Below are 25,001 nucleotides of genomic sequence, written 5' to 3'. Positions count from 1 at the left end.
ATCCTAAAAAAATATTCAATTACAAAACGCCTAGAGAATTATTTTTATGTGGCTAATTTATTCTTGCAATTTAGTAAGAAAATTTAATACATTAATTTATGAATTAAAGTTATTTTTATATTGATTTTTTTTGTTTTTGATGATATAATTGTCAAGACACTATTTTAGGAGGTATTTTATGAAACCAGTTATTGGAATTTCAGGGAGTATTTTAATTAATAAAGGTAATGCCTTTTCTGGATATAGAAGGTCTTATGTTAATCAAGACTATGTTGAAGCTGTATTAAGAGCTGGTGCTATTCCTTTTATTATACCATTCAATGAAGATTTAGAGGCTACAAGAGAAATGGTAGAAAAAGTTGATGGGATTATTTTGTCTGGAGGACATGATGTAAACCCTTATTACTACGGAGAAGACCCTATGTTAAAAATTGGAGAACTTTTTCCGGAAAGAGATGTTTTTGATATGGAACTTTATAAGACTGCTATTGAGTTAAAGAAACCGATTTTTGGTATTTGTAGAGGATATCAAATAATTAATGTGATTAACGGAGGAACTTTATATCAAGATTTATCTTATGCTGATTTTGTTAAGATTAAACATGATCAAGTAGATAATCCTACACAAGCTACTCATTTTGTAGAGCTTGAAGAGGGAACTTTCTTAAAAAATATTCTAGGTGAAAAATATAAGGTAAATAGTTTTCATCATCAAATATTAAAAGATGTTGCTCCTGGATTTAAAGTCGTTGCAAAGAGTTCTGATGGGGTTATAGAATCTATTGAAAAAATTACAGAAGATAGTTTTGTAATAGGTGTTCAATGGCACCCTGAAATGTTGTCTGCAAGCAACGAAAAATCTCAAGCAATTTTCAATGCATTTGTAAAAAAAGTTATAGAATGTAAAAAATAGGAGGTGTAATTTTTATGACAAATAAAAATAAGATGGGATTATTAAGTATAATTCTATTAGGATTTAACTCTATTATTGGTTCAGGTATATTTTTATTACCTAACAAAGTAATGGCATTAGTTGGTCCTTCCGCACTTTTGGTAACAGTTTTTGATGCAATTTTGGTTATTAGTATAGCAATGTGTTTTGCCGAAGCTGGTGGGATGTTCAAGAAAAATGGAGGACCTTATGTTTACGCTAAGGAAGCATTCGGAGAATTTATAGGCTTTGAAGTAGGATTTATGAAGTGGGCTATCGCTATTATTGCTTGGGCAACAATGACAGTTGGTTTTGCTGAAGCGTTAATGGGATTATTACCAAAAGATACTTTTTCAAATCCAAATTTAGTTAAAGCAATAATTGTAACAATTATAGTTGTTTTACTTACTGTACTTAATCTATCAGGTATTAAAGCTACAAAAATTGTAAATAATATTGTAACAACTGGAAAGTTATTACCACTTATTATTTTTATCGCCGTTGGTTTGTTCTTTATAAATGGTTCAAACTTTACTCCATTCTTTACTCCTGGTAAATTAAAAGATGGTTCAGTTATGTCATCTGGAGCGGCTATCGGTGCTGCAGCGCTTACAATTTTCTATGCATTTACCGGTTTTGAAAATATTGCTGTTGCTGCTGAAGATATGGAAAATCCTGAAAGAGATGTTCCTAAATCAATTCTATTAGTAATTTTATTATGTTCAATATTCTATATCGCAATTATTGGTATAGCTATTGGTATATTGGGAACTGATTTAGCTGTTTCTAAAGCTCCTGTTCAAGATGCTTTCCAAAAAATAATTGGTAATGCAGGTAAATTCTTAGTTGGAGCAGGTACTTTAGTATCAATTGGTGGTATTAATATTGCTGCATCAATAGGAACTCCAAGAAGTGGTGCTGCTTTAGCAAATGACGGATTAATTCCAAGAGTTATTGCTAAGAAAAATTCAAAAGATGTTCCATACCTTGCTATCATAATTACAGGGGTTATTACTTTAGCATTAGGATTATATGGTTCATTAATTGGTTCATTTGCAATCTTAGCAGCTATCAGTGTAGTTTCAAGATTTGCACAATATGTACCAACTTGTTTATCAGTAATTGTTTTAAGAAAGAAACGTCCTGACTTACAACCATCATTTAGAGTTCCATTTGGTCCAATAATTCCAATTTTTGCAGTTGTTGTAAGTTTCTGGTTATTATATAAATCAGATATGCAAAAGATTATTATAGGTCTTGGTGGATTAGCGATTGGAGTAGTTGTTTATTTCTTAATGAAATTAGTAAATAAAGAAAATGCTAATTAGTGAAAATTAAAATTTATAGAGAAGAAATTATTTCTTCTCTATTTTTTATTAGAAGTTTATGGTAAAATATACTTAGAGGTGATTTTATGAATAATAAATTTTTTAATATTTTTAATATAAGTAAATTAAAAAAAGTTTTTGTTTTATCTATTATTTTTATTTTTAGTTTTTCTTTTACTTCTAAAATTTCTTTTGCAGATGATAATTTTGATAGAGCCAATAGAATTTACGATATGAATTATAGAACATTTTTTATAGGTAATATTGTTGATGATTCTAATGATAAATTTAAAGTAAAGATTACTACAATATTTTTAGGAGAAAATTTAAAAGAAATAGAAGTTCCTAAATTTAAAGAATATAGTTATAGTGTTTTAACACCTGTAAAGGGAGATTATTTTGTAGGAATTCTAAAAAAAGATAATACTTTAGATTTAACTTGGATTTTTAAGGCAACTTCAGGAAATTATGAAACTTTGTATCTTGCAAATGATAAAGACCCGGAAAATTCTGAAGTTAAATTATTTCAAAATATGATAAATAAGGGAGAGTATGTCCCTAATCTTACTGAAATGGAAAAAAATAAGCGTTTAGAGGCTAATAAGACTGCAAAGCCTAAAGATGATTTTAAGAAAAATTATGATGAATTAACTGAAGAAGAAAAGAAAAATAGATTAGAGGCATTTAATGAAAAATCTGAAAAAGATTATAAAGAGAGAATGGAAGTTATAGCTAATTTATTTAAAAATCCAGTACTTTTAATTGTTCCGGGAATTTTGTTTTTATCAATATTTTATGTTGTTCGTTCAAGAAAAAAATATTTAAAAGAAATGGAAGAACGTATTGAAGATGAATATGATGAAGAATAATTCTATAAGCAGTGATATTGAGGCAAAAAAATTATTAAATTTTAGTATTAAATTTTCATATTCTTTGCTTTACAATGGAGCTGAAGTTTATAGGGTAGAGGATAGTATAAATAGAATTTGTAAGTCTTTTGAAAACATAAAGGCAGTTAATACTTTTGCTTTAAGTAATATGGTGATAATTTCATTTGTGTATAATGGTACTAATTATACAACTATGAGAAGAGTAAATGATTCGGGGAAAAATTTAGAAAAGATAGCATTGCTAAATGAATTATCAAGAAATATAGTTTCAGGAAATGTTGATATTGATGGAGCATTTAAAGAATTAAAAAATATAAAAAATAAAAATTCCTATAATAATTTAACTATAATTTTATTAGTTACAATATCAGCACCATTTTTGGCATTTATATTTGGTGGAACTTTAGGTGATTTTATTCCTGCATCATTAGCAATGTTAGTTGAAATGTCATTTTTGACTTATGTTGAAAAATTAAAATTACCATCTTTTTTGACAATTTTTTTATCTGCAAGTACAGTTACACTTTTTACAATGACTATGTCTAGGATTATTCATATACAAAATGTATCAAGTATTATAATTGCAGGAATTATTCCACTGTTTCCCGGAATACAGATAACTAATTCTATGAGGGATATTTTATCAGGGGATATTTTGTCAGGTGTAATAGGAATAATGTCTGCAATATTTACAGCAGTTTCTATTGCGATAGGTGTAGTTTTGATGCTTAGAATTTTTGGATAGGTGATTTTATGGATTTGTTTTTAAATGTATTATGTGCGGTTGTATCCAGTGTTGCATTTTCTGTATTTTTTATTGTTCCTAAAAAGTCAATTCCTTATTGTACAGTTATTGGAACAATTAGTTGGATAGTTTATTATCTATCTAGTAAATATTTTGGAAATGCAGTTAGTAACTTAATTGCATCAGTTGTTGTTGGGCTTTTTGCTGAATATTTTTCTGTAAAATTAAAAATGCCTTCTACGGTATTTTTATACATAGGAATTGTAATGTTGGTTCCTGGATATGGAATGTATAAAACGATGGAGTATTTTGCTAAAAATGAATATTTATTTGCTTTAGACAGTGGAATTAATACAGTGGTTCATGCATGTTCAATAGCAATCGGTGTTTTAATTTCTTCTGTGTTTTCTAAGTCAATTAAGCGAGTTAAGTTTGATAGGGTTAATAAAATTAATGAAATAACAGAAATAATTGGAGAATTAGGTGAAAAATAGGTAAATTACTTAATTTAAGCACATTTGATTGGTGGCTAGAACTTATTTATTAAAAATTTTCATAAAAATGTTGATTTTTTTCAAAAAATAATGTATAATACATAATGTTGTTTTATGGGAGTAGATGAGTTCTGGTGTGCTCTCTGGTCTTCAAAACCAGCGTAAGGAGTTTGTAGCTTCTTAGGTGGGTTCGATTCCCACATATTCCCGCCAATCTTTTATAAAATAGTTTAATACTTGACTATTGTTTTATAATGAAGTATAATAATGTTAAAATATTATTAAATAAATGGAGGTATGTTATGTCAAATTTAAAAAAATTACAATCAAGACAATTAGATGAGTTTTTTGAAGCAATTTTAATGTTAAAGACTAAAGATGATTGTTATGCTTTCTTTGAAGATGTTTGTACTTTACGTGAGTTAAATTCTATTTCTCAAAGATTAGAAGTAGCTAAACTTTTAAAAATTAGAAAAACTTACAATGAAATTGAACTTGAAACAGGAGCATCAACTGCTACAATTAGTAGAGTAAATAGATCATTACAATTTGGAGCAGAAGGCTATGAATTAGTTCTTGATGCTTTAATATCTAAAGATTTAAAAAATAAGAAATAATTAAATTTGAAAAAATAGATACCATTTCTTTTGAAATGGTATCTATTTTTTTGCTTAGGAAAAGATTTTTATTATTGTTTGAAAATTTATTGAAATATTAAATTTACAATGCTATAATATAATTGTTAAAATTAAATTTTTAAGGGGGTATTGTTATGATTAATGAAAGAATAAGAAAATTGAGAAAGTTGATGGACAAGAAAAATATAGATGCGTATATTGTTCCTAGTTCAGACCCACACCAATCTGAATATTTAGCAGATTATTACAAAACTAGACAATTCATTACTGGTTTTAGTGGTTCAGCAGGTACTGCTGTTATTACTACAAAAAAATCTGGCTTATGGACTGATGGTAGATATTTTATTCAAGCAGGAAAAGAATTAGCAGGAAGTGAAGTTGAACTTTATAAAATGGGGCTTGCAGATTCAATTACTATTGAAGAATTTTTATTACAAGAATTTCCTAATAGGGCAAAGGTTGCTTTTGATGGTAATAATACTTCTGTTGCAGAATATGAAAATTTGATGAAAAAGTTACCTAATTTTGAATTTATAACTGATGTTGATTATGTTGGAGAACTTTGGAATGAAGAAGGTCGTCCAGCAAGTCCAGATAGTAAAGTTTATATTTTTGATGAAAAATATTCTGGAGAATCAACTTCTGATAGAATTGCAAGACTTAGAGGAATGATGAAAGATAAAGGAATAGATTATCATTTTATTGGTTCTTTAGACGATATTGCTTATGTTTTAAATATTAGAGCAAACGATGTTCAATGCAATCCTGTTGTCATTTCTTATTTATTAGTTTCTGAAAATAATTGTAATTTATATATTGATAAAGCAAAATTATCAGAAGATGTTATAAAATATTTGGAAGAAAATCAAATTACAATTAGAGATTATGAACTTATCAGTAGAGATATTTCAAATATAGAATCAAAGAAAACTTTATATTTAGAAGCTAGAAAAACAAATGTTGCTGTTTATTCATCAATCCCTAGAGGCATAAATGTTGTTAAGGGTCTAAATCTTACTTCAATAATGAAATCTCACAAAAATGAAATTGAAATAAAAAATACTAAAAATGCTTTCATCAAAGATGGTGTTGCTTTAGTTAAATATTTCAATTGGTTAGAAACTGGGGTTCCTACAGGAACTATAACTGAAATGATTGCTTCTGAAAAATTATTAGAATTCAGAAAGCAACAAGACTTATTCATAGAAGACAGTTTTGAATCAATTTCAGCTTATGGGGCAAATGCATCAATGCCACATTATAAACCAAGCCATGAAAATCCTGTAAAAGTTGAGCCAAGAGGTTTATACTTAATTGATAGTGGTGGACATTATTTAGATGGAACGACTGATATCACCAGAACTATTGCTCTTGGAGAATTAAAAGAAGAAGAAATTTACCACTATACATTAGTTTTAAAGGCGCATATTGCTTTAATGGACGCTAAGTTCTTAGAAGGAACAAATGGCGGTTACTTAGATGCTTTCACTAGATATAATCTATGGAAAAACAGAATTAACTTTAACCATGGAACAGGACATGGGGTTGGTCATGTTTTAAATGTTCATGAAGGTCCACAAAGAATAGCTACAGGTGGAAATGATTATCCAATGGAAGTTGGAATGGTAACTTCTGATGAACCTGGAATCTATATTAGTGGTAGTCATGGAATTAGAATTGAAAATATTATGGTTTGTGTTAAAGATGAAATGACTGAATTCGGTCAATTCTTAAAATTTGATAATCTTACAGTTGTACCTATTGACACAAGACCGGTTGATAAGTCATTATTAACTAAAGAAGAAATTGTTTGGTTGAATGACTATAATAAGATGTGTTACGAAAAATTATCTCCATATTTAAGTGGACATGATTTAGAATATTTAAGAGAACAATGCAAGGAAATTTAAGAAAATTTGATATAAATTATGAATTGAAAAAGCTACCGGACTCTCCGGGAGTTTATATAATGTATGATAAGGAAGATAAGATTATCTATGTTGGCAAATCTGTTTCTTTAAAGAATAGGGTTAGGTCATATTTCAATACGAATCATAAACATAAAAAAGTTCAAGCTATGGTAGAGCATATTCATAGATTTGAATATATTATCGTTAATAATGAAACTGAAAGTTTGGTTTTAGAGGCTAACTTAATTAAGAAGAATAGACCTAAGTACAATATAAATTTAAAGGACGATAAGCAATATCCTTATATAAAAATTACAAATGAAAAATTTCCTAAAATTTTAAAAGTTAGGGATGTAAAAAATGATAAGGCTCAATATTTTGGGCCTTTTCCTACAATTTCAGACTTGGAAAAATTAGTGGAATTATCTATATTAATTTATAATGTTAGAGATTGTAAATTGAATTTTGACAAGGGAAGATTTTTACAAAGACCATGTATGAGTTATTACTTGGAGAGATGTTCTGCACCTTGTACTCAAAATATAGATAGAGAAAATTATAATAAAGATATAAAAAAATTAATAAAATTTCTTTCAGGGGATACAACTGAAGTTAAAGAAGTTTTATTTAATAGAATGAAACAAGCATCTGCAAAGCAAGAATATGAACTTGCTATGAAATATAGAGATTTTTTGAATGAATTAGATGACTTGTTTACAAAACAAATTTTTAATATAAAAAAATTTAAAGAATATCATTTGATTTCTTATGCTTATGCTGAGAATATTTTAACAGTTGCTATTTTTGTTGTAAATGATGGTCTTGTTGTTGATAGAAAACATTTTATTGTAGAAAACATTTTGGACTTGGATTTTGAAGAATTATTTTCAAATGTAATAAGACAATTCTATATAAATCATCATAGTAATGTTAAAGAGGTTTATATAGACTATGCAGAAGAGAGATTTTTAGATGAAATTTCATCATTCTTATCAAATGTATTTTCTAAAAATTCTGTTTTGGTTAAAAATCCTAAAAAAGGTGTAAAATTTGACCAAATGAAAATTTTGAAAAAGAATGCAAGCGAAATTTTAACAAAACATATTTTTGATAATAAGAGCATTAATGTTAAATATTTACAAGCAATAAATTATCTTAAAAATATTTTAGATATTGAAATTTTAAACAGGATTGAATGTTATGATATTTCAAATATTTCCGGAGATTTTAATGTTGGAAGTATGGTTGTCTATAAAAATGGTTTTAAAAGCTCAAAAGATTATAGAAAATTTAAGATAAAAACTGTTGTAGGGCAAGATGATTATTCAAGTCATAGAGAAATGCTTACAAGAAGATTTAATAGGCTTTTAGATGAAAAAATTAATTCAACAGGTAGCAGTTTTTCAGAAACTCCGGACTTAATTCTTATGGACGGCGGGAAAGGTCATGTTAATGTTGCAAAAGAGGTTCTTTTGGAGAAAAACTTGAACATTCCGGTTATTGGACTTGTGAAAAACGATAAGCATAGGACTAAGGGTATAATTTTTGAAGATAATTACATTGAATTGGATATAAATACAAATATATATAGATTTCTTTTTGACATTCAAGAAGAGGTACATAGATTTGCTATAAATTATCATAGAAGTTTGCAAAATAAAAAATTACAAAATTCTATACTTGATGAGATAAAAGGTGTTGGAGAAATAAAGAAAATTAAATTATTATCACATTTTGGAAGTATTTCAGCGATAAAAAAAGCTAGTTTAGATGAACTTGCTATGGTTGATAAAATGGATAAAAAGACGGCTAAAAATATTTTTGATTTTTTTAATAGTGAGGGATAATATGAAAAAAAGTGTTCTGCTAAAAGACTTAGTTGAAAAACTTGGACTTGAGATTGTTTATAAAAGTGAAAATTATGAAAATATAGAAATTGATTTTAATGAAGTAAATAGACCGGGACTTCAACTTTGTGGTTTTTTTGATAATTTTCCGTATAAGAGAATTCAAATAATTGGTCAACCGGAACATGAATACTATAATAAATATTTGCCTTTTGATGAGAGAAGAAATATTTTTGATAAAATTTTTACTTATGAAATTCCCGCTTTAATTTATAGCTATGGAATATCTGTTCCTTATGAAGTTTATTCTCTGGCTAAAAAACATAATAGGACGATTTTGAGAGTTGACTATGGTACTACAAAATTAATTTCTAAAATGAATGCTATTTTAGAATATGAACTTAGCGAAGAGATTAGAATACATGGTGGATTACTTGAAGTTTTCGGTATGGGTATTTTGATACTTGGAAAAAGTAGTATAGGAAAGAGTGAAACGGCTTTAGAACTTATTGGTCGTGGACATAGACTTGTTGCCGATGATGCCGTTGATATTAGAAAGATAGATAATAAACTTTATGGAGAATCTCCTGAAAATATTCGACATTTTTTAGAGATAAGAGGTCTTGGAATATTGGATATTCAAAGACTATATGGTGTCGGTGCAATAAAGAAATCTACTGAAATAGATTTTATAATCGAGCTTGAAAATTGGAAAGATGATAAAGAATATGATAGACTAGGTCTTGATGATAAATATAAAACTATATTGGGAATGGAACTTCCTTATATTGTAATTCCGGTAAAACCTGGTAGAAATATTGCTTTGATTGTTGAAGTTGCAGCTAGAAATATGCGTCAAAAAATGTATGGTTATAATGCAGCTGAGGAACTTAGCAAGAGAATAATGGAAGAAATAAAAAATAAAACAAAGTAGGTAGGTAGATATGATATTTGATAAATTAAATTGTATTGTAAGATACGATGAGCCTTTAAAAAATCACACGACATTTGGAATTGGTGGAAGTTGTATTGCTTTGATAGAGCCAAGAGAAGTTGAAGATATAATTGAGGCTATAAAAATTTGTAGAGAAAATAATATTAAATTTTTTGTAATAGGTAATGGGTCAAATTTACTGGTTTCAGATGAAGGATACAATGGAGTTATAATAAAATTAAAGAAAGAATTTTCAACAATCAAAGTTGAAGGGGAGTATGTAATAGCAAAATCCGGCGCAAAGCTTTCAGAGGTTTTTGATGTAATATTAGAAAATTCTTTAGCTGGATTTGAATTTGCCTCAGGAATTCCAGGAACCATAGGTGGAGCTATTTATATGAATGCCGGTGCTTATGGTGGAGAGATGAAAGACATAGTTGAAACTGTTGAAGTTTTGGATATGGATACTTTCGAAGTCAAAGAATTAAAAAATGAAGAACTTGAATTTTCTTATAGAAATAGTATAATTCAAAATAAAAATTATATAGTATTGGCAATAAAATTAAAATTGCAAAAAGGAAATAAAGAAGAAATAAAAACAATTTATGAGGATTTAAGAGAAAAAAGAAATTCAAAACAACCTTTGAATTTCGGCTCAGCCGGTAGTACATTTAAAAGACCTGAAGGACATTTTGCATCAAAGTTAATAGAAGATTCAGGGCTTAAAGGTTATCATATAAATGACGCTTGGGTTTCCGAAAAACATTCCGGTTTTGTAGTTAATAAAGGAAATGCAAGTTGTAAAGAAATTTTAGAACTTATCGACCATGTAAAAAATATAGTTTTTGAAAAATTTGGCGTTAAGTTGGAAATGGAAGTAAAAATTTTAAAGGATTAGATTATGGAAGCAGTTATAATTACAGGAATGAGTGGTGCAGGAAAGACATTAGCCCTTAATCATTTTGAAGATATGGGATATTATTGTATGGAAAATTTGCCACCAAAATTTATTGTTGACTTTGTTGAACTTATAAATAATTCCACAAAAACAATTGAAAAACTTGCGATAGTTATAGATGTTAGAGCGAGATTTTTTGAAGATTTATCAGAAACAATTCAAAATTTAAAAAAGATGGATTGTGAACTTAAAGTTTTGTTTTTAGATTCAAGTAATAGAACTCTTATAAATAGATATAAGGAGTTAAGACGTCCACACCCGATAAATCCGAATGGCTCTTTATCTGATTCAATAGAATTGGAAAGAGAAATGCTTAATGATATAAAAGATAAGTCGGACATTATTATAGATACGACAAGACTTTCTCCAACGGGTTTTAAAAATAGATTGAATTCATTTTTCTTTAATGGAAATAAGAGAGATTTAGTTATAAATATTGAATCTTTCGGTTTTAAAAACGGAATTTTAGTAGAGGCAGATTTAGTTTTTGACGTTAGATTTTTGCCTAATCCGTATTATATTGAAGAATTAAAAGTGCTTAACGGAAAAAATGAAGAAATACAAAATTATGTTATGAGTTTTGAAGATTCAAATGCTTTTTTAAATAAAATTGTAGATTTGTTAGAATTTTTAATTCCAAAATATAAGGCAGAGGGAAAGAGTATGCTTACTATTGGAGTTGGTTGTACTGGTGGAAAGCATCGTTCTGTTTGCTTAGCTGAAAAATTATTTATAGAATTAAAAAAATCTCATTCAAATGTAAATATTTCTCATAGGGACGAAAGACTATGGTAGAAGATATTAAAATAACAACAATTGGTGGTGGGACAGGAAGTTCGACTATACTAAAAGGGTTAAAAAAATATTTTAAAGATATTACTGCGATTGTAACTGTTGCTGATGATGGAGGAAGCTCAGGAATGTTAAGAGAAGATTTAGGTGTTATTCCTCCCGGAGATATTAGAGCTTGTTTAATTTCTCTTGCAAATACAGAAAAATCTATGGAAAGATTGATGAATTATAGATTTAAAGAGGGAAATTTAAAAGGACAAAATTTTGGAAATTTATTTTTAGTTGCAATGGCTGATATATACAAAGATTTTGTCTTGGGAATAGAAGAAACTTCAAATATTTTAGCAATAACGGGGAAAGTTTTACCGGTTACTTTGGATAATATTAAATTATTTGCAGAGCTTGAAAATGGAGAAGTCATTGAGGGTGAAAGTAATATTACTGCTTTGAGTTTAAAAGATGAAAACAGCAGTAGAATTGATAGAGTTTTTATTTCTCCAAAATTTGCAAAACCACTTAATGAAGTTGTATATGAAATTTATAATTCAGATGTAATTTTAATAGGTCCAGGAAGTTTATACACCTCTGTAATTCCTAATTTATTAATTTCTGAAATAGGTGATGCGTTAGTTAATACAAAGGCAAAAATATGCTTTGTTTTAAATGTTGTTAATCAATCAACAGAAACATTCAATTACAAAGTCATTGACCATTTAAATGCAATTTATAAGCATTGTGAGGGAATTAAGATTGACACCATAATTGTAAATAACGAAAAAATTTCTGATGAAATAAATATAAAATACAAAAGAAAAAGTGCAAGTCAGTTGTTACTAACTGATGAAGAAAGAGAATATTTAAAAAAATTAAAAATAAGAGTCTTAGAAGAAAAGTTAGTAAGTAAAACTTCTGGTTACTCAAGACATAATGAAGATAAACTTGCAAGATTGATTTTAGAAAATTTTTAATTTTACAATATATATTTTATGATTCAATGGAATGTTGAATTTTAAAAGAAGAAAGGAATTCTTTAAGATGCTTTTGAATTATTTTAGTAATATTTTTTGTGTGAAAAATACGAAATTGCATTTATTTCAATATTTTGGTTAAAAAAGTTGAAGTATTATCTTTTTTTATATAAATAATATATTGCTAAAAATCAATATATTTAATTGACTTAATTAATATATTTTGATATAATAATCGTGTAAATATAAATTTTTTATATTTTAAAACTATAATAAGGAGGTTACTTAACATGGATCTTACTGTAAAAGAAGTTAATATTCAAGAGTGGAATCATGGTGGCAATAGTGGAACAGGTTCAAAAGCACATGGTCATTAGTAATTGAGATAAAAACGCTGATAGCGTTTTTATCTTTGAGGAGTATTTATGAAAAATATTGATTGGATGAATGTATTTCAAAATTATTATGATTTTAAATTTATAGATAATCAAAATTTTTATGTTAATCCAATATACATCGGATTCAAAGTTACAGAAGCTTGTAATCAAAAATGTAATCATTGTTGGGCTGGAAAGTCAAAAAAATTTTTTGAATATAAAGAAATTATAAAAGCTATTAAAAAGATATCTTGTTTAAAACCATATATGTTTGCTATTTCTGGAGGAGAGCCATTTATAAGAAAAGATATTTTTTCTATAATTGAATATTCTGCTAATGAATTTTCTAAAATTGAAATACTTACTAATGGTGTATTATTAGATTTACAAAAGATTTTAAACTTAAAAAATACTATTAGAAATACTGATTTAGTTCATTTTAGTTTAGATGGAATCGGTAGTATATATAATAAGCAAAGAGGTTGTATTCAATATGATATAGCAATAGAAAATTTAAAACTGTTGATAAAAAATGATATAAATACAAGAGTTCACATGACAGTTACTCCAATAAATGTCGATGATATGCTAAACGTTTACAATAAAGTTTTAGAAATTGGAGTGAGAAAATTTTCTATAAATTATGTATATCCTCTAAGGAAAGGTGAAAAATTTTTTAATACAAAAAATAATTTAGAAGTTATGAAAAAATACTACAGTAATATATTAACTATAGAAAATCTAAATGTTAACAAAGATTTAGAATTTTATTATTTTTTGCCTTTAGAAATTCAAAGTGAAGGGTTAGTTTTAAATGATAAAAAAGATATTTATTCAAAAAAAATTTTAAACTTTGATATATTACATTGGACTATAGATGCTGATGGAAACATATTTAATTTTATGGATTATGTTAAAGGTAGTGATTTAAAAATAGGAAATATTTATAAAAATGATTTGGATTCGATAATTAAAAATAATAGAATAATTCAGAAAAAAATTTTGTTTAGAAATTTATATAATGAAAGTTGTTCAAGATGCCCGTTATTACATATATGTAGAGGTGGGGACTTTATAAATTCATATCCATTCATAAATATTAAAGATAAGAGGTGTTTAATTGAAGCTAATTGATAAATATAAATTTATAAAAGAGTATAATTATTACAATACTTCTAAAGAAAATGATATAGATATAGCTTATTACATATATAATAGGCTTATAGATTGTGGCTTTGAAATGTCAGTCTCTCCAATAAATTTAGGCATTCGGATAACTAACAAATGTAATTTTAATTGTAAAGATTGTTTTGTAAGTAAAGGTTTGAATGAATTAAATTTTGACAAATTCTTAAAAATATTTGAAAAATTACCACAAAAACCTTTTTATGTATATCTTACAGGTGGAGACCCTTTTCTTAATGGAGATATTTTTAAAATGATAGATTTTTTATATTTAAATAATATAAAATTAAACATTCATACAACAGGAGTTGTTGAAAAAAATATTCTTTACAAGATAGTTGAAAATTACAAGAAAATAAATTCTATGCAAATAAGTATAGATAGTATAAATAATTTTGATAAAATACGATTGAGTAAATATAAAGATCCTTTACGTGAAATAATAAAATTTATAGGGATATTAAAAAATAAAATAGATTTAAAAGTTAATTTTGTTTTAAGAGAAGAAAACAAATATGATATATTTGATGTTATAAATTTTTGTGATAAATATGGTATAAAAAAATTGAATATTTCTCCAATTATTTCGAAAAATAATTCTTCAAATGATATTTTAAATTTGGATTTTTATTTTAAAATATTAAAATATATTTCAAATAAAAATGTTAGGTTATGTTCTGAACCGTTTTGTCATGCAATGTCATTAAATTATATATATACAAAAGATTTGAAAAATGTCGAAAGATTTTATTGTCCAGCAGGGAAAACAGAATGCGAAATAGATATTAATGGAAATGTATATGCTTGTCCATTTTTGTATAATGACGATTTTAAATTCGGAAATATATTTATTGATGATTTTGAAAGTATTTGGAAGATTAATAATAGACTAACTAGATTAGAATGGAGTCAAAATGAAAAATGCAAAAAATGTATTATATATAATAAGTGTGGCGGTGGATGTTGTGCTTATTCCTATATAAATAACAGTGAATATGATGAAAGGTGTAATTTATGCGTATTATAATCAATAATGATATATTTTATAGATTCGAACCAAATATTGATAATGGAACTCTTATAGTATTTTTTAAAGATACAAATAAAATTTATGAATTAACAAAACCATATTACATATATTTAACAGGTTTAGAAAATAGTTATAAAAATATTGAGGAACTGTTTTTATCAGAATATAATGATTTATCTGTTCACGAAGTAAAAAAATATATTTCATTGATAGAGAATAAACTATTTGAAATAGGAGTTTTAGTTTTATTATGAATTATATAGAAATAAAGAATTTAAAAAAAATTTTTAATGAAAATTTAGTTTTAGATATACAAAATTTGAATATAGATAAAGGTGAGATAGTTGCAATAGTAGGGAAAAACGGCTCAGGGAAAAGTACTTTATTAAAAATAATAAGTGGTATTCTATTTCAAAATAGTGGGACATGTATGATTGATGGAATAGATAATCGTAATAAATATATTAAACAAATATCAAAGTTTGTTTTGGAAAGTGGAAAGGGGTATTATGATTATTTAACTTCAAATGAAAATATTTTATATTTTTTGTCACTAAATAGAGTAAAATTAAATACTGATAATAGTAAGGTATTAGATTTTTATATTGATTATTTTTCGTTTAAGGATAATTTAAATAAAAAAGTTAGTGAACTTTCGCAAGGAAATAGGCAAAAATTATCTTTAATAATAACACTTATGACAGATCCTGATATTATTTGTTTAGATGAGCCTACTAACGGATTGGATATTTCTTCAATAAATTTATTTATGAGATTTTTATATAAAATTTCAAAAGAAAAACAAAAAACAATAATTTTTACAAGCCATGATTTATCTTTTTTAAGGAGCCTAAATTCAAGAGTATTATTAATAGATAATGGAAAAGTAAGTTTAGATAGAAAATCAGATGAATTATTTTTAATAAATAATTTGGAAAAGACAGTACTAGAAATTGACATAAAATATATTGATATCTTAAAAAATTTAGATACTGTAAAGTATGAATTTTATGAAGAAAAAATTTTAATATCTGTGTATGATAAGAAAGATTTAGATTATCTTTTATCTAATGTTTCTATATATTCTTTTAAAAAAGAGCCATTAGATACTGAGGATATATTTTTTAAGGTGATAACAAATGATTAAGGAATTCTTAAGTGAATTTTGTAGAAATATAGCAGAAATGAAAAAGTACAAATTTAACATAATATTTGCAAATTTACAAATTTTTATTATATCATATATATTTACAAAATATTTTTTTGCTGATGATAAAGAAGTTGTTTTTTTCATGTTGATAGTTTGGTATTTTTCTACACATGGACTTAGTAATCCAACATATATACTTGAAGAAGAAATTTTTGATAGAACTATTTTAAATATAGTTCAATCTAAAACTGGAATTTTAAAAGTAATGATTTTAAGATGTTTAAATACTTTACTAGTTGATATAATTAAAGCTATTCCAATTTTCACTTTTTTGTATTTTTTTGCAAATTTCAATAATAGTATAGTATATAATCTACACATTAAATTAATGGTTATTTTTTTGGCGATTATTGATAGTTATATTTTAGGTATTTTCTTTTCAACTTTTGTTTTATTTTTCAAAAGATTTAGTGGTTTTATATCTTTAACTTATTACTATATATTGTTTTTTGGAGGAATATTTAGGACTATAGATGATGGTTATATTTTTTATATAAATAAATTTTTATTTCCATATATTAATGCAAGAATTATATTTGAAAATTTAGCAAAAAATTCTGATTTTTATATTGGAATCTTTATTCTATTAATTCAGTTAGTGGTTTTTAGTTTAATTTCATTTTTGTTTTTTTCAAAATGTTTAAATAAAAGTATTAAGAATGGAGATTTATATGGAATTTAGGAGAAAATATATAGAATTCAAATCTTATAAAGCTAATTTTATTGCAAATGTAATTAATGAATTTATATTTATATTAGGGTTGTTTTTTGTATTTAAAAACAGTGGTAATCTAACAATTTATAATATATTCTTAATTGGAACATGGTATATTTTTCAATCAGTTATATTAGATATGATTTATGAAGTAGAAATAGATATAAGGACTCAAATTTTATTAAACTTAATTTTATCAAAAACTAGTATCCTTTTAATAATATTTAAAAGAAGTATAGTTTCTTTTGTAAATTCTAGCTGTGTTTTTTTTATTTCGATGCTATTTTTTTATAATGATATTTTTTTTTATAAAATTTCTATAAAAAATATTATTATTTATGTATTATTAGCAATTGTTATATTTTATGTTTTTTATTATTTATTTTTATATCTATGTGTAATTTTTGAAAGAATATCAACATTTGTATCTTTTTTCAATTCTTTAATTTTGATATTTGCAAATAGAATTATATTATTTAAACAAGTTTTTAATATTTTAATGGGAAAATCATATAACATATATATAATAATGTTAAATATTATATTATTATTAATTATAAATTTAATTTTTATGAATATAGCATATAAAAAAATTCACAACGAAGGTGTTTTATAATTAAATAGTTTTTTAGTATAATTACGAGACTGTAAAATATTTTGTGTATTAAAAATTCTCCTGTGTGTTTATATTTTAAATAGTGTGTTACTTTATTTCTAATTATATAATCAACTTTTGATTTTCTTCCATAATTTCTTTTGTTTTTATAATAAATTATTTGAGTAAACTCTACTTTATATACTTTTTTTAGTTTCTCATAAGTTGTTCTTTGAATTACTGTGCTTCTTTTTATTTTGTTATTTATTGTTTGATGATTTTTACATAGTAATCTTGCTATTTCTCTATTACTTTTTCCTTCTTTTTTCCATTTTTCTATTAATTTTCTTAAATCTATTGTTAAATGCTTATGTTTTGTGTTACAATTATTATACATCTCATTGGGGTTCCTTTATTTAGTTTTTAGCTTAAATATTATTTTACCTCTTTGAGATGTTTTTTTCTATATGTGGCTAACTTAATTTTACAATATACGAGTTATTATTTTTAATAACACAAGCCATAAAACAGATAAAAATAGTGGAAAGAAAGTTCATTTTATGGTAAAATAATATATTGAGAAATTATGATTTATTTATGTTAGGAGAGATTATGAGAGATTTATATGAAATTTTAGGGGTGGATAAAAATTGTAATAGAGCAGAATTAAAATCTGCTTATAGAAAGCTTGCAAAGAAATATCATCCTGATGTTAATCCTGATGATAAAGAGGCAGAAGAAAATTTTAAAGAAGTAAACTTTGCTTATGAAATTTTAAGCGATGATGATAGAAGGCAAAAGTACGATACATACGGAGAGGCAAGTTTTAATTCAAACGCATCAGGTGGCTCAGGCTTTGGTGGATTTTCAGATATGGGAGATATTTTTGAAAGTTTCTTTGGTGGATTTGGAGGCTTTAGTGGATTTGGTTCAAGTTCAAGGAATTCAAATCGTCCAAGAAAAGGTCAAGATACTGAAGTTTATTTAGATTTAGATTTTTTTGAGGCAGTTAATGGTGTAGAAAAAGAAATTTTTGTAAATGTAAAAACTGTATGTAATACTTGTTCAGGAACAGGGGCAAAGCCCGGAACAAAAAAGGTAACTTGTAAAAAATGTAATGGACGTGGTAGTGTTAGAATTCAAAGACAAAGTTTTTTTGGAACAGTTGTATCTGAGGAATTATGTAGCGAATGTAACGGTACAGGAGAAATTGTAGAAGAAAAATGCGAAAAATGTAAGGGTAAAAAATATGTTTTAGTTAGAAAAAAATTCACTATTAAAGTTCCTAAGGGTGTAAATACAAATAATATTATGACTTTAAAGGCTCAAGGAAATTGTGGAGAAAATGGTGGACCTAATGGAGATGTTTATGTAATTTTTAAAGTAAAATCTCATGAACTTTTTGTAAGAAACGGAAACGACGTTTCTTATGAATTGCCAATTTCTTTTACAGAGGCAACTTTGGGTGCAGAAGTGGAAATTCCGACTCTTGAAGGAAAAGAAACTTATACAATTCCTGAAGGAACGGATACAGGAACTGTATTTACTTTAAAGGATAAAGGAATTTCTGATGTTAATGGATATGGGAAGGGTAATTTAAGTTTTAAGGTTAAAATTATTACTCCAAAGAATTTAACTGATAAACAAAAAGAGCTTTTGAAAGAATTTTCTAATGAAAGAGAAGAACATTTAACAGAGCATAAGAAGAACTTTTTTGAAAAAGTAAAGGAGCTATTTGAATAATGGATTGGACCGAAATTGAAGTTGTAGTAAAGAATAAATATGAAAATAATATTGTAGGAATACTTTATTTATTTGATATTGATGGTATAAATATATCAGATTCAAGAGATTATGAAGAGTTTGCGAAAGAAAAGCCTTATTGGGTAGTTTTAGATGAGGAAGATTTTGTTAAGAGTGAATTTATTACTGCTAAAACTTATCTAAAAAATGATGATGAGCTTGAAGAAAATTTAAAACTTTTAAATGAAAGAATTTCAGAATTTGAAAAGGAATATAATGAAAAAGTCATTTTAAAGATAGATTCTAAGATAAAGACTGAGGACTGGGCTAATGAATGGAAGAAATATTACAAACCAACAAAGGTCGGTAAAAATTTCATCATAAAACCAACTTGGGAAGAATATGACTTATCCGAAAATGAAGTTATGATTGAATTAGACCCCGGAATGGCTTTTGGAACAGGAACTCACGAAACAACAGCTTTATGTTTAGAGGCTCTTGAAAAATTAGAGTTAAAAGATAAATTAGTTTTCGATATAGGCTCAGGTAGTGGAATTTTATCTGTTGGAGCTTTAAAACTTGGGGCCAAAAAGGTTGAGGCAGTAGATATTGATATTCTAGGTGTGGAGGCTACTTTAGACAATGCAAAACTTAATAAAGTTGAAGATAGAATTATAGTTCATCATGGAGATTTATGTGAAAAATTAAATTCAAAAGCTGATGTTATTGTTGCAAATATATTAGCACATATCTTGGTAAAATTACTTGGAGATATAAGTAAATTTATAAAAGATGATGGAATTTTTGTCGGCTCAGGAATTATTGATTCAAAGTACAAAGACGTTGAAGATGCTTTGATTGAAAGTAATTTTGAAATTCTGGAAGTAAACAAAAATAAAGACTGGGTTTGTGTTATTGCAAGGAGAAAAAATGCATAGATTTTTTACAGATGAGTCTATTATAGACGGAGAAGTTAAAATTTATGGTGATGATTATAATCACATAAAAAAAGTTCTTAGAATTGCAGAGGACGAGAAAATCGAAGTTGTAGTTTCGGGAGCACTTTATATTGGAAATATACAGATTTGTGATAAATACATTTCTGTATATAATTTAGAAAAATCTTTAGAAAATACTGAATCAAATGTAAAAATTCATTTGCTCCAATGTTTAGCAAAGGGCGAAAAGATGGATTTGATAGTGCAAAAGGCTGTTGAGCTTGGAGTTTTTGATATAACTTTGGTAAATTCTAAAAGATGTGTTGTAAAATTTGATGAAAAAAAAGAGCATAAAAAAATTGAAAGATTGCAAAAAATTTCTTATGAGGCATCAAAGCAGTCAAAGAGATTGATTGTTCCTAAAGTTAATGAATTGATACAGTTTAATGAAATTATGGATTTTGTTGGAGATAATATTTTGCTTGTCGCTTATGAGGAGGATAAAAATATTTCTCTAAAAAATATAATTGCCAAGATAAAGGAAGAAAATGTCCATAAAGATATTTATATATTGATAGGTTCAGAGGGTGGATTTGAGAGAGAAGAGGTTGAATCTCTAACTCAAAAAGGTGCTTATAGCATTGGACTTGGTGCTAGAATTTTAAGGACAGAAACTGCAGGCATAAATTTACTTTCAATTTTACAATATGAATTTATGTAGGAGGTTTATGAATAAAGTTAGTTTTTTAACTCTGGGTTGCAAGGTCAATCAGTATGAAACTGAGGCCATGCAGGAGTTATTTAAAAAGCGAGGATATGAGATTTGTAACGAAAATGATATATGCGATGTATATGTTATAAATACTTGTACCGTTACTAATTTGAGCGATAGGAAATCAAGACAATTTATTTCCAGAGCAAAAAAATTAAATAAAGATGCTATTTTAGCCGTTGTAGGTTGCTATTCACAGGTTGCACCGGACGAGATTTCTGCGATTGATGATGTTGATGTAATCATCGGTACGAAAAATAGAGCTAGGATAGTTGAATTATGTGAAGAATCTAAAAAATCAAATATAAAATTTAATATTGTTTCAGAGCTTACAAAAGATTGTGGTTTCGATGTGTTGTCAATCGACAATCAAGAGAGCAAAACAAGGGCATATATAAAAATTCAAGAGGGCTGTAATATGTTTTGTACATACTGTATAATTCCTTATGCGAGAGGTCCAATTAAATCAAGACCGATTGATAATATATATGATGAGGCTGTAAAACTTGGAAACAACGGATATAAGGAGATAATTATAACAGGAATTCACGTTGGCTCTTATGGACTTGACCTTGGAAATGATATTAGACTTATTGATGTTATAGAAAAATTATCTACGATAGAAAATATTGATAGAATTAGACTTAGTTCAATTGAGGCAGGAATTATATCGAGAGATTTCTTAGAAAGACTTAAAAATTGCAAGAAAGTTTGTGAGCATTTCCACTTGTCGTTACAAAGTGGTTGCGATAAGATTTTAAAACTTATGAATAGAAGATACACAACGGATATGTATAGAAAAAAAGTTTTAATGATCAAAGAAATTTTTCCAAATGTTGCTCTTACAACAGATATAATCGTTGGTTTTCCGGGAGAAAATGACGAAGACTTTAAGGAAACTTTAGAATTTGTAAAAGAAATTGGATTTTCTAAAATTCATGTCTTTAAATATTCTCCAAGAAAAGGAACTCCGGCTTATAATTTTAAAGAACAAGTTGACGGTAATATAAAGAAACTTAGAAGTAATGAATTAATTTTGTTGGCAAAAGATATGACAACGGAATTTTTGAAAAAAGAAATTTCAGATAGACATGAAGTGCTATTTGAAGAAAATGTTAATGGAAATAGACTTGTGGGTTATACGAGAAATTATATCAGATTCTCTGCTCCATACAATGAAAATATGAAAAATAAAGTAGTTTATTGTAATGGTCTTTCAGTTGAGGGAGAAGAAATTTTTGGATTTGCAAGTAAAATAAAGATTTGATAGGAGGATTATTTTGGAAAAGAAAAATTTTTATTTAACAACACCGATTTATTATCCAAATAGTAATTTACATTTGGGACATACTTACACAACAATAGTTGCAGATGTTTTGAAAAAATATAAAGAAACTCAAGGTTTTAATGTATTTTTTACAACGGGTACTGATGAACATGGTCAAAAGTTACAAGATTCTGCAATTAAAGCCGGTAAAAAACCGTTAGAATATATTGACCCTATAGTTGAAAGTGCAAAAGAACTTTGGAAAACTTTAGATATAGATTTTGATGCCTTTGTTAGAAGTACAGATAAAACTCACGAAAAAAATGTTATGGAAATTTTTACAAAACTTTATGAAAAAGGTGAAATCTATAAGGGAAGTTACAAGGGAATGTATTGTGTTCCTTGTGAGGCTTTTTGGACTGAAAGTCAACTTGTAGAGGGAAATAAATGTCCTGATTGTGGCCGAGAAGTTGTTCCTAGTGAAGAAGAAACATATTTCTTTAGACTTTCTAAATATCAAGATAGACTTCTAAAATTATATGAAGAAAATCCGGATTTCATTCAACCTGAATCAAGAAAAAATGAAATGATTAGTTTCATTAAAGAGGGTTTAACAGACCTTTCTGTTACACGTTCAAGTTTTGATTGGGGTGTTAAAGTTCCTTTTGATGAAAAGCATGTTGTATATGTTTGGATAGATGCTTTAAGTTGTTATTTAACAGGTATAGGATATGGAACAGATGAAGAAAAATTCAATAAATTCTGGCCTTGTGATGTTCATTTAGTTGGTAAAGAAATTATGCGTTTCCATGCAATTATTTGGCCTGCAATCTTAATGGCTTTAGATTTACCACTTCCAAAGAAAATTTTCGGACATGGTTGGATTTTATTCGATGAAGATAAAATGAGTAAAAGTAAAGGAAATATTGTTTACGCAGAACCAATCATCGAAAGATATGGAATGGACGCTTTAAGATATTTTATGCTTAGAGAATTTACTTTTGGACAAGATGGAAACTTCACTTATTCAAAAATGTTAAATAGAATTAACTCAGACCTTGTAAATGATTTGGGAAATTTAGTTTCAAGAAGTGTTGCAATGTGTGAAAAATATTTTGAAGGTTTAGTTCCTGCTCAAACAGAATTAACAGAACTTGACAACGATTTAATTGAAATGGCAACAAGTACAAGAGATAGAGTTTCTGACTTAATTGATAAACTTAACTTCTCAATGGCACTTGAAGAAATTTGGAAATTTGTTAGAAGAACAAATAAATATATAGATGAAACAACTCCTTGGGCTTTGATTAAAGAGCAAAAAGTCGATAGATTAAAGACTGTAATTTACAATTTACTTGAAAGCATTAGAATTATTTCAGGTTTAATCAAGCCGTTTATGAGTGAAACTTCATCAAAAATAAATGAACAAATCGGTTATTGTGAATTTTCTTATGAAGATTTAACTAAATTCGGTCTTATTAAAGAAGGCACAAAAGTTTGTAAAGGTAAAAACTTATTTGACAGACTTGATGTTGAAAAAGAATTAGAGATAATTGTTCAAAAAAATGCTGAGCTTATAGAATTTAGAAAGAAGAAAAATTCAGGAGAGAAAGAAAAAGAAGAAGTTGTAGAAGAAAGAGAAACTATAACAATAGATGACTTTGCAAAAGTTGAATTAAAAGTTGGAAAGATTTTAGAATGTGAGCCACACCCAAAAGCTGATAGACTTTTAGTTTTCAAAATTGATTTAGGAAATGAAGTTAGAACTATCGTTTCAGGAATAAGAAAATTCTATTCAGAAACAGACTTGATAGGTAAAAAAGTCATCGTTGTTACAAACTTAAAACCGGTTAATCTAAGAGGCGTTGAAAGTAATGGAATGATTCTTGCTGCCTCTGACGATAAAGATTTGAGTGTGTTGACTGTTTTAAGTGATATGAAAGAAGGAACAAAGGTATCATAATGAAGATAGTAGATAGTCATTGCCACATTGATGATGAAAAATTCGACCAAGATAGAGATGCGATAATTTCAAATTTTGAAAATGACGAGATTGACTTTATCGTTGACCCTGCTTGTGATATTGCATCAAGTGAAAAGATTATAGAAATTGTAAAAAAATACGATAGAGTTTATGGAGCTGTCGGTATTCATCCACATGAAGTTGAAGGAATAACTGATGAAGATTTGGAAAAAATTTATGAAATGTCTTTTAGCGAAAAGATAGTTGCCATTGGAGAGATTGGACTTGACTATTATTACGACAATTCTCCAAGAGAAAAACAAAAAGAAATTTTTAGAAAACAACTGGAAATAGCTAAAAAAAGAAATCTTCCAGTTATAATTCATACAAGAGATGCAATGGGAGATACTTACGATATTTTATCTGAATTTAAAGGAGAAGTTTTCGGAGTAATGCATTGTTATACCGGTTCAAGTGAAATGGCAAAAAGATTTATGGAGCTTGGATATTATATTTCAATTTCCGGAGCAGTAACTTTTAAAAATGCAGTTAATGTTAGAGAAATGGTAAAGACTATTCCACTTGATAATTTGCTTGTGGAAACGGATAGTCCGTACTTAACTCCTGAGCCGAATCGCGGAAAGAGAAATGAGCCAAAGTATGTAAGATTCACTGCCAAAAAAGTTGCAGAACTTAAAGAAATTGAAATAAATGATTTAATTTATAATACAAATAGTAATGTTAGAAATCTTTTTTCAATAGAGGATTAAT

23 protein-coding genes, 1 tRNA gene and 1 pseudogene are annotated in these 25,001 nt (G+C 26.8%); 24 read left to right on the top strand and 1 reads right to left on the bottom strand.

All coding sequences use genetic code 11. The annotated features are described in order from the left end of the window. The first annotated feature begins 178 nt into the window (after positions 1–178). The 18 genes from IBJ83_RS01710 to IBJ83_RS01625 all read left to right on the top strand — a co-directional run bounded on the left by IBJ83_RS01710 (position 179) and on the right by IBJ83_RS01625 (position 16,919). Positions 179–913 (top strand): gamma-glutamyl-gamma-aminobutyrate hydrolase family protein, encoded by a 735-nt coding sequence (locus IBJ83_RS01710; protein WP_201275094.1) that lies wholly within the window; start codon positions 179–181, stop codon positions 911–913. A 14-nt stretch (positions 914–927) separates the two neighbouring features. Then, positions 928–2,259 (top strand): APC family permease, encoded by a 1,332-nt coding sequence (locus IBJ83_RS01705; protein ID WP_201275093.1) that lies wholly within the window; start codon positions 928–930, stop codon positions 2,257–2,259. An 86-nt stretch (positions 2,260–2,345) separates the two neighbouring features. Continuing rightward, positions 2,346–3,128, top strand: a complete 783-nt coding sequence (locus IBJ83_RS01700; protein ID WP_201275092.1) for a hypothetical protein — start codon at positions 2,346–2,348, stop codon at positions 3,126–3,128. Next, positions 3,109–3,894 carry a threonine/serine exporter family protein gene (locus IBJ83_RS01695; protein WP_201275100.1) on the top strand — a complete coding sequence of 262 codons (786 nt, stop codon included), beginning with the start codon at positions 3,109–3,111 and terminating at the stop codon, positions 3,892–3,894. Before IBJ83_RS01700 ends, IBJ83_RS01695 begins: the two co-directional genes overlap by 20 nt. Before the next feature lie 8 nt (positions 3,895–3,902). Further along, on the top strand, positions 3,903–4,388 hold the full coding sequence (locus IBJ83_RS01690) for a threonine/serine exporter family protein (protein WP_201275091.1): 486 nt from the start codon (positions 3,903–3,905) through the stop codon (positions 4,386–4,388). 116 nt (positions 4,389–4,504) lie between these two features. After that, positions 4,505–4,601, top strand: a tRNA-Sec gene (locus IBJ83_RS01685). A gap of 89 nt (positions 4,602–4,690) precedes the next feature. After that, positions 4,691–5,005 (top strand): YerC/YecD family TrpR-related protein, encoded by a 315-nt coding sequence (locus IBJ83_RS01680; protein ID WP_201275090.1) that lies wholly within the window; start codon positions 4,691–4,693, stop codon positions 5,003–5,005. A 155-nt stretch (positions 5,006–5,160) separates the two neighbouring features. Then, positions 5,161–6,936 carry an aminopeptidase P family protein gene (locus IBJ83_RS01675; RefSeq protein WP_201275089.1) on the top strand — a complete coding sequence of 592 codons (1,776 nt, stop codon included), beginning with the start codon at positions 5,161–5,163 and terminating at the stop codon, positions 6,934–6,936. Beyond that, the gene (uvrC, locus tag IBJ83_RS01670; protein ID WP_201275088.1) at positions 6,921–8,783 is read left to right on the top strand and encodes an excinuclease ABC subunit UvrC; all 1,863 of its coding nucleotides are present in this window, start codon (positions 6,921–6,923) and stop codon (positions 8,781–8,783) included. The genes IBJ83_RS01675 and uvrC overlap by 16 nt, the downstream gene beginning before the upstream one ends. A gap of 1 nt (position 8,784) precedes the next feature. After that, positions 8,785–9,717, top strand: coding sequence for an HPr(Ser) kinase/phosphatase (gene hprK, locus IBJ83_RS01665; RefSeq protein WP_201275087.1), 933 nt, complete (start codon positions 8,785–8,787; stop codon positions 9,715–9,717). 10 nt (positions 9,718–9,727) lie between these two features. Continuing rightward, the gene (murB, locus tag IBJ83_RS01660) at positions 9,728–10,615 is read left to right on the top strand and encodes a UDP-N-acetylmuramate dehydrogenase (RefSeq protein WP_068471942.1); all 888 of its coding nucleotides are present in this window, start codon (positions 9,728–9,730) and stop codon (positions 10,613–10,615) included. Positions 10,616–10,618: 3 nt separating this feature from the next. Next, positions 10,619–11,470, top strand: a complete 852-nt coding sequence (rapZ, locus tag IBJ83_RS01655) for an RNase adapter RapZ (RefSeq protein WP_068471941.1) — start codon at positions 10,619–10,621, stop codon at positions 11,468–11,470. Further along, positions 11,464–12,435 (top strand): gluconeogenesis factor YvcK family protein, encoded by a 972-nt coding sequence (locus tag IBJ83_RS01650; RefSeq protein ID WP_201275086.1) that lies wholly within the window; start codon positions 11,464–11,466, stop codon positions 12,433–12,435. The genes rapZ and IBJ83_RS01650 overlap by 7 nt, the downstream gene beginning before the upstream one ends. Before the next feature lie 425 nt (positions 12,436–12,860). Beyond that, positions 12,861–13,946 carry a radical SAM/SPASM domain-containing protein gene (locus IBJ83_RS01645; RefSeq protein ID WP_201275085.1) on the top strand — a complete coding sequence of 362 codons (1,086 nt, stop codon included), beginning with the start codon at positions 12,861–12,863 and terminating at the stop codon, positions 13,944–13,946. Next, positions 13,933–15,024: a radical SAM/SPASM domain-containing protein gene (locus IBJ83_RS01640; RefSeq protein ID WP_201275084.1), complete on the top strand. Its 1,092-nt coding sequence runs from the start codon at positions 13,933–13,935 to the stop codon at positions 15,022–15,024. Before IBJ83_RS01645 ends, IBJ83_RS01640 begins: the two co-directional genes overlap by 14 nt. Beyond that, positions 15,012–15,281: a hypothetical protein gene (locus IBJ83_RS01635; protein ID WP_201275083.1), complete on the top strand. Its 270-nt coding sequence runs from the start codon at positions 15,012–15,014 to the stop codon at positions 15,279–15,281. The genes IBJ83_RS01640 and IBJ83_RS01635 overlap by 13 nt, the downstream gene beginning before the upstream one ends. Beyond that, complete coding sequence (locus IBJ83_RS01630) at positions 15,278–16,174, top strand: ABC transporter ATP-binding protein (protein WP_201275082.1); 897 nt, start codon at positions 15,278–15,280, stop codon at positions 16,172–16,174. The genes IBJ83_RS01635 and IBJ83_RS01630 overlap by 4 nt, the downstream gene beginning before the upstream one ends. Beyond that, entirely contained in the window at positions 16,167–16,919 is a 753-nt protein-coding gene (locus IBJ83_RS01625) for an antibiotic ABC transporter permease (protein ID WP_201275081.1), read from the top strand. Before IBJ83_RS01630 ends, IBJ83_RS01625 begins: the two co-directional genes overlap by 8 nt. An 865-nt stretch (positions 16,920–17,784) precedes the next feature. Here IBJ83_RS01625 and IBJ83_RS08600 read toward each other — a convergent pair. Then, a pseudogene (locus IBJ83_RS08600) lies at positions 17,785–17,944 on the bottom strand (helix-turn-helix domain-containing protein); the annotation flags it as partial. A gap of 215 nt (positions 17,945–18,159) precedes the next feature. Here IBJ83_RS08600 and dnaJ point away from each other — a divergent pair. Genes dnaJ through IBJ83_RS01590 form a run of 6 tightly spaced genes read left to right on the top strand, consistent with a single transcriptional unit; the run spans position 18,160 to position 25,000 of the window. Next, positions 18,160–19,290, top strand: a complete 1,131-nt coding sequence (gene dnaJ, locus IBJ83_RS01615; protein WP_201275080.1) for a molecular chaperone DnaJ — start codon at positions 18,160–18,162, stop codon at positions 19,288–19,290. Further along, on the top strand, positions 19,290–20,228 hold the full coding sequence (gene prmA / locus IBJ83_RS01610; protein WP_201275079.1) for a 50S ribosomal protein L11 methyltransferase: 939 nt from the start codon (positions 19,290–19,292) through the stop codon (positions 20,226–20,228). Before dnaJ ends, prmA begins: the two co-directional genes overlap by 1 nt. Further along, on the top strand, positions 20,221–20,949 hold the full coding sequence (locus IBJ83_RS01605) for an RsmE family RNA methyltransferase (RefSeq protein WP_068471932.1): 729 nt from the start codon (positions 20,221–20,223) through the stop codon (positions 20,947–20,949). The genes prmA and IBJ83_RS01605 overlap by 8 nt, the downstream gene beginning before the upstream one ends. 7 nt (positions 20,950–20,956) lie before the next feature. Further along, complete coding sequence (mtaB, locus tag IBJ83_RS01600; protein ID WP_201275078.1) at positions 20,957–22,267, top strand: tRNA (N(6)-L-threonylcarbamoyladenosine(37)-C(2))-methylthiotransferase MtaB; 1,311 nt, start codon at positions 20,957–20,959, stop codon at positions 22,265–22,267. A 7-nt stretch (positions 22,268–22,274) separates the two neighbouring features. Then, positions 22,275–24,230, top strand: coding sequence for a methionine--tRNA ligase (metG, locus tag IBJ83_RS01595; protein WP_201275099.1), 1,956 nt, complete (start codon positions 22,275–22,277; stop codon positions 24,228–24,230). Beyond that, positions 24,230–25,000 carry a TatD family hydrolase gene (locus IBJ83_RS01590; protein WP_201275077.1) on the top strand — a complete coding sequence of 257 codons (771 nt, stop codon included), beginning with the start codon at positions 24,230–24,232 and terminating at the stop codon, positions 24,998–25,000. Before metG ends, IBJ83_RS01590 begins: the two co-directional genes overlap by 1 nt. Position 25,001 lies beyond the last annotated feature (1 nt).

It is taken from the genome of Parvimonas parva, assembly GCF_016552165.1.
In the GTDB taxonomy this organism is placed as follows: domain Bacteria; phylum Bacillota; class Clostridia; order Tissierellales; family Peptoniphilaceae; genus Parvimonas; species Parvimonas parva.
This window is presented reverse-complemented; position numbering and strand designations above follow the sequence as displayed.

What these genes read in the sequence shown, in the direction of transcription:
- IBJ83_RS01625 (WP_201275081.1), top strand. Translation starts at nt 16,167, where the DNA reads ATGATTAAGGAATTCTTAAGTGAATTTTGTAGAAATATAGCAGAAATG.
- IBJ83_RS01695 (WP_201275100.1), top strand. Translation starts at nt 3,109, where the DNA reads ATGAATATGATGAAGAATAATTCTATAAGCAGTGATATTGAGGCAAAA.
- dnaJ (WP_201275080.1), top strand. Translation starts at nt 18,160, where the DNA reads ATGAGAGATTTATATGAAATTTTAGGGGTGGATAAAAATTGTAATAGA.
- murB (WP_068471942.1), top strand. Translation starts at nt 9,728, where the DNA reads ATGATATTTGATAAATTAAATTGTATTGTAAGATACGATGAGCCTTTA.
- IBJ83_RS01590 (WP_201275077.1), top strand. Translation starts at nt 24,230, where the DNA reads ATGAAGATAGTAGATAGTCATTGCCACATTGATGATGAAAAATTCGAC.
- IBJ83_RS01700 (WP_201275092.1), top strand. Translation starts at nt 2,346, where the DNA reads ATGAATAATAAATTTTTTAATATTTTTAATATAAGTAAATTAAAAAAA.
- IBJ83_RS01705 (WP_201275093.1), top strand. Translation starts at nt 928, where the DNA reads ATGACAAATAAAAATAAGATGGGATTATTAAGTATAATTCTATTAGGA.
- mtaB (WP_201275078.1), top strand. Translation starts at nt 20,957, where the DNA reads ATGAATAAAGTTAGTTTTTTAACTCTGGGTTGCAAGGTCAATCAGTAT.
- IBJ83_RS01680 (WP_201275090.1), top strand. Translation starts at nt 4,691, where the DNA reads ATGTCAAATTTAAAAAAATTACAATCAAGACAATTAGATGAGTTTTTT.
- rapZ (WP_068471941.1), top strand. Translation starts at nt 10,619, where the DNA reads ATGGAAGCAGTTATAATTACAGGAATGAGTGGTGCAGGAAAGACATTA.
- uvrC (WP_201275088.1), top strand. Translation starts at nt 6,921, where the DNA reads ATGCAAGGAAATTTAAGAAAATTTGATATAAATTATGAATTGAAAAAG.
- hprK (WP_201275087.1), top strand. Translation starts at nt 8,785, where the DNA reads ATGAAAAAAAGTGTTCTGCTAAAAGACTTAGTTGAAAAACTTGGACTT.
- prmA (WP_201275079.1), top strand. Translation starts at nt 19,290, where the DNA reads ATGGATTGGACCGAAATTGAAGTTGTAGTAAAGAATAAATATGAAAAT.
- IBJ83_RS01630 (WP_201275082.1), top strand. Translation starts at nt 15,278, where the DNA reads ATGAATTATATAGAAATAAAGAATTTAAAAAAAATTTTTAATGAAAAT.
- IBJ83_RS01645 (WP_201275085.1), top strand. Translation starts at nt 12,861, where the DNA reads ATGAAAAATATTGATTGGATGAATGTATTTCAAAATTATTATGATTTT.
- IBJ83_RS01635 (WP_201275083.1), top strand. Translation starts at nt 15,012, where the DNA reads ATGCGTATTATAATCAATAATGATATATTTTATAGATTCGAACCAAAT.
- IBJ83_RS01650 (WP_201275086.1), top strand. Translation starts at nt 11,464, where the DNA reads ATGGTAGAAGATATTAAAATAACAACAATTGGTGGTGGGACAGGAAGT.
- IBJ83_RS01690 (WP_201275091.1), top strand. Translation starts at nt 3,903, where the DNA reads ATGGATTTGTTTTTAAATGTATTATGTGCGGTTGTATCCAGTGTTGCA.
- IBJ83_RS01675 (WP_201275089.1), top strand. Translation starts at nt 5,161, where the DNA reads ATGATTAATGAAAGAATAAGAAAATTGAGAAAGTTGATGGACAAGAAA.
- IBJ83_RS01605 (WP_068471932.1), top strand. Translation starts at nt 20,221, where the DNA reads ATGCATAGATTTTTTACAGATGAGTCTATTATAGACGGAGAAGTTAAA.
- IBJ83_RS01710 (WP_201275094.1), top strand. Translation starts at nt 179, where the DNA reads ATGAAACCAGTTATTGGAATTTCAGGGAGTATTTTAATTAATAAAGGT.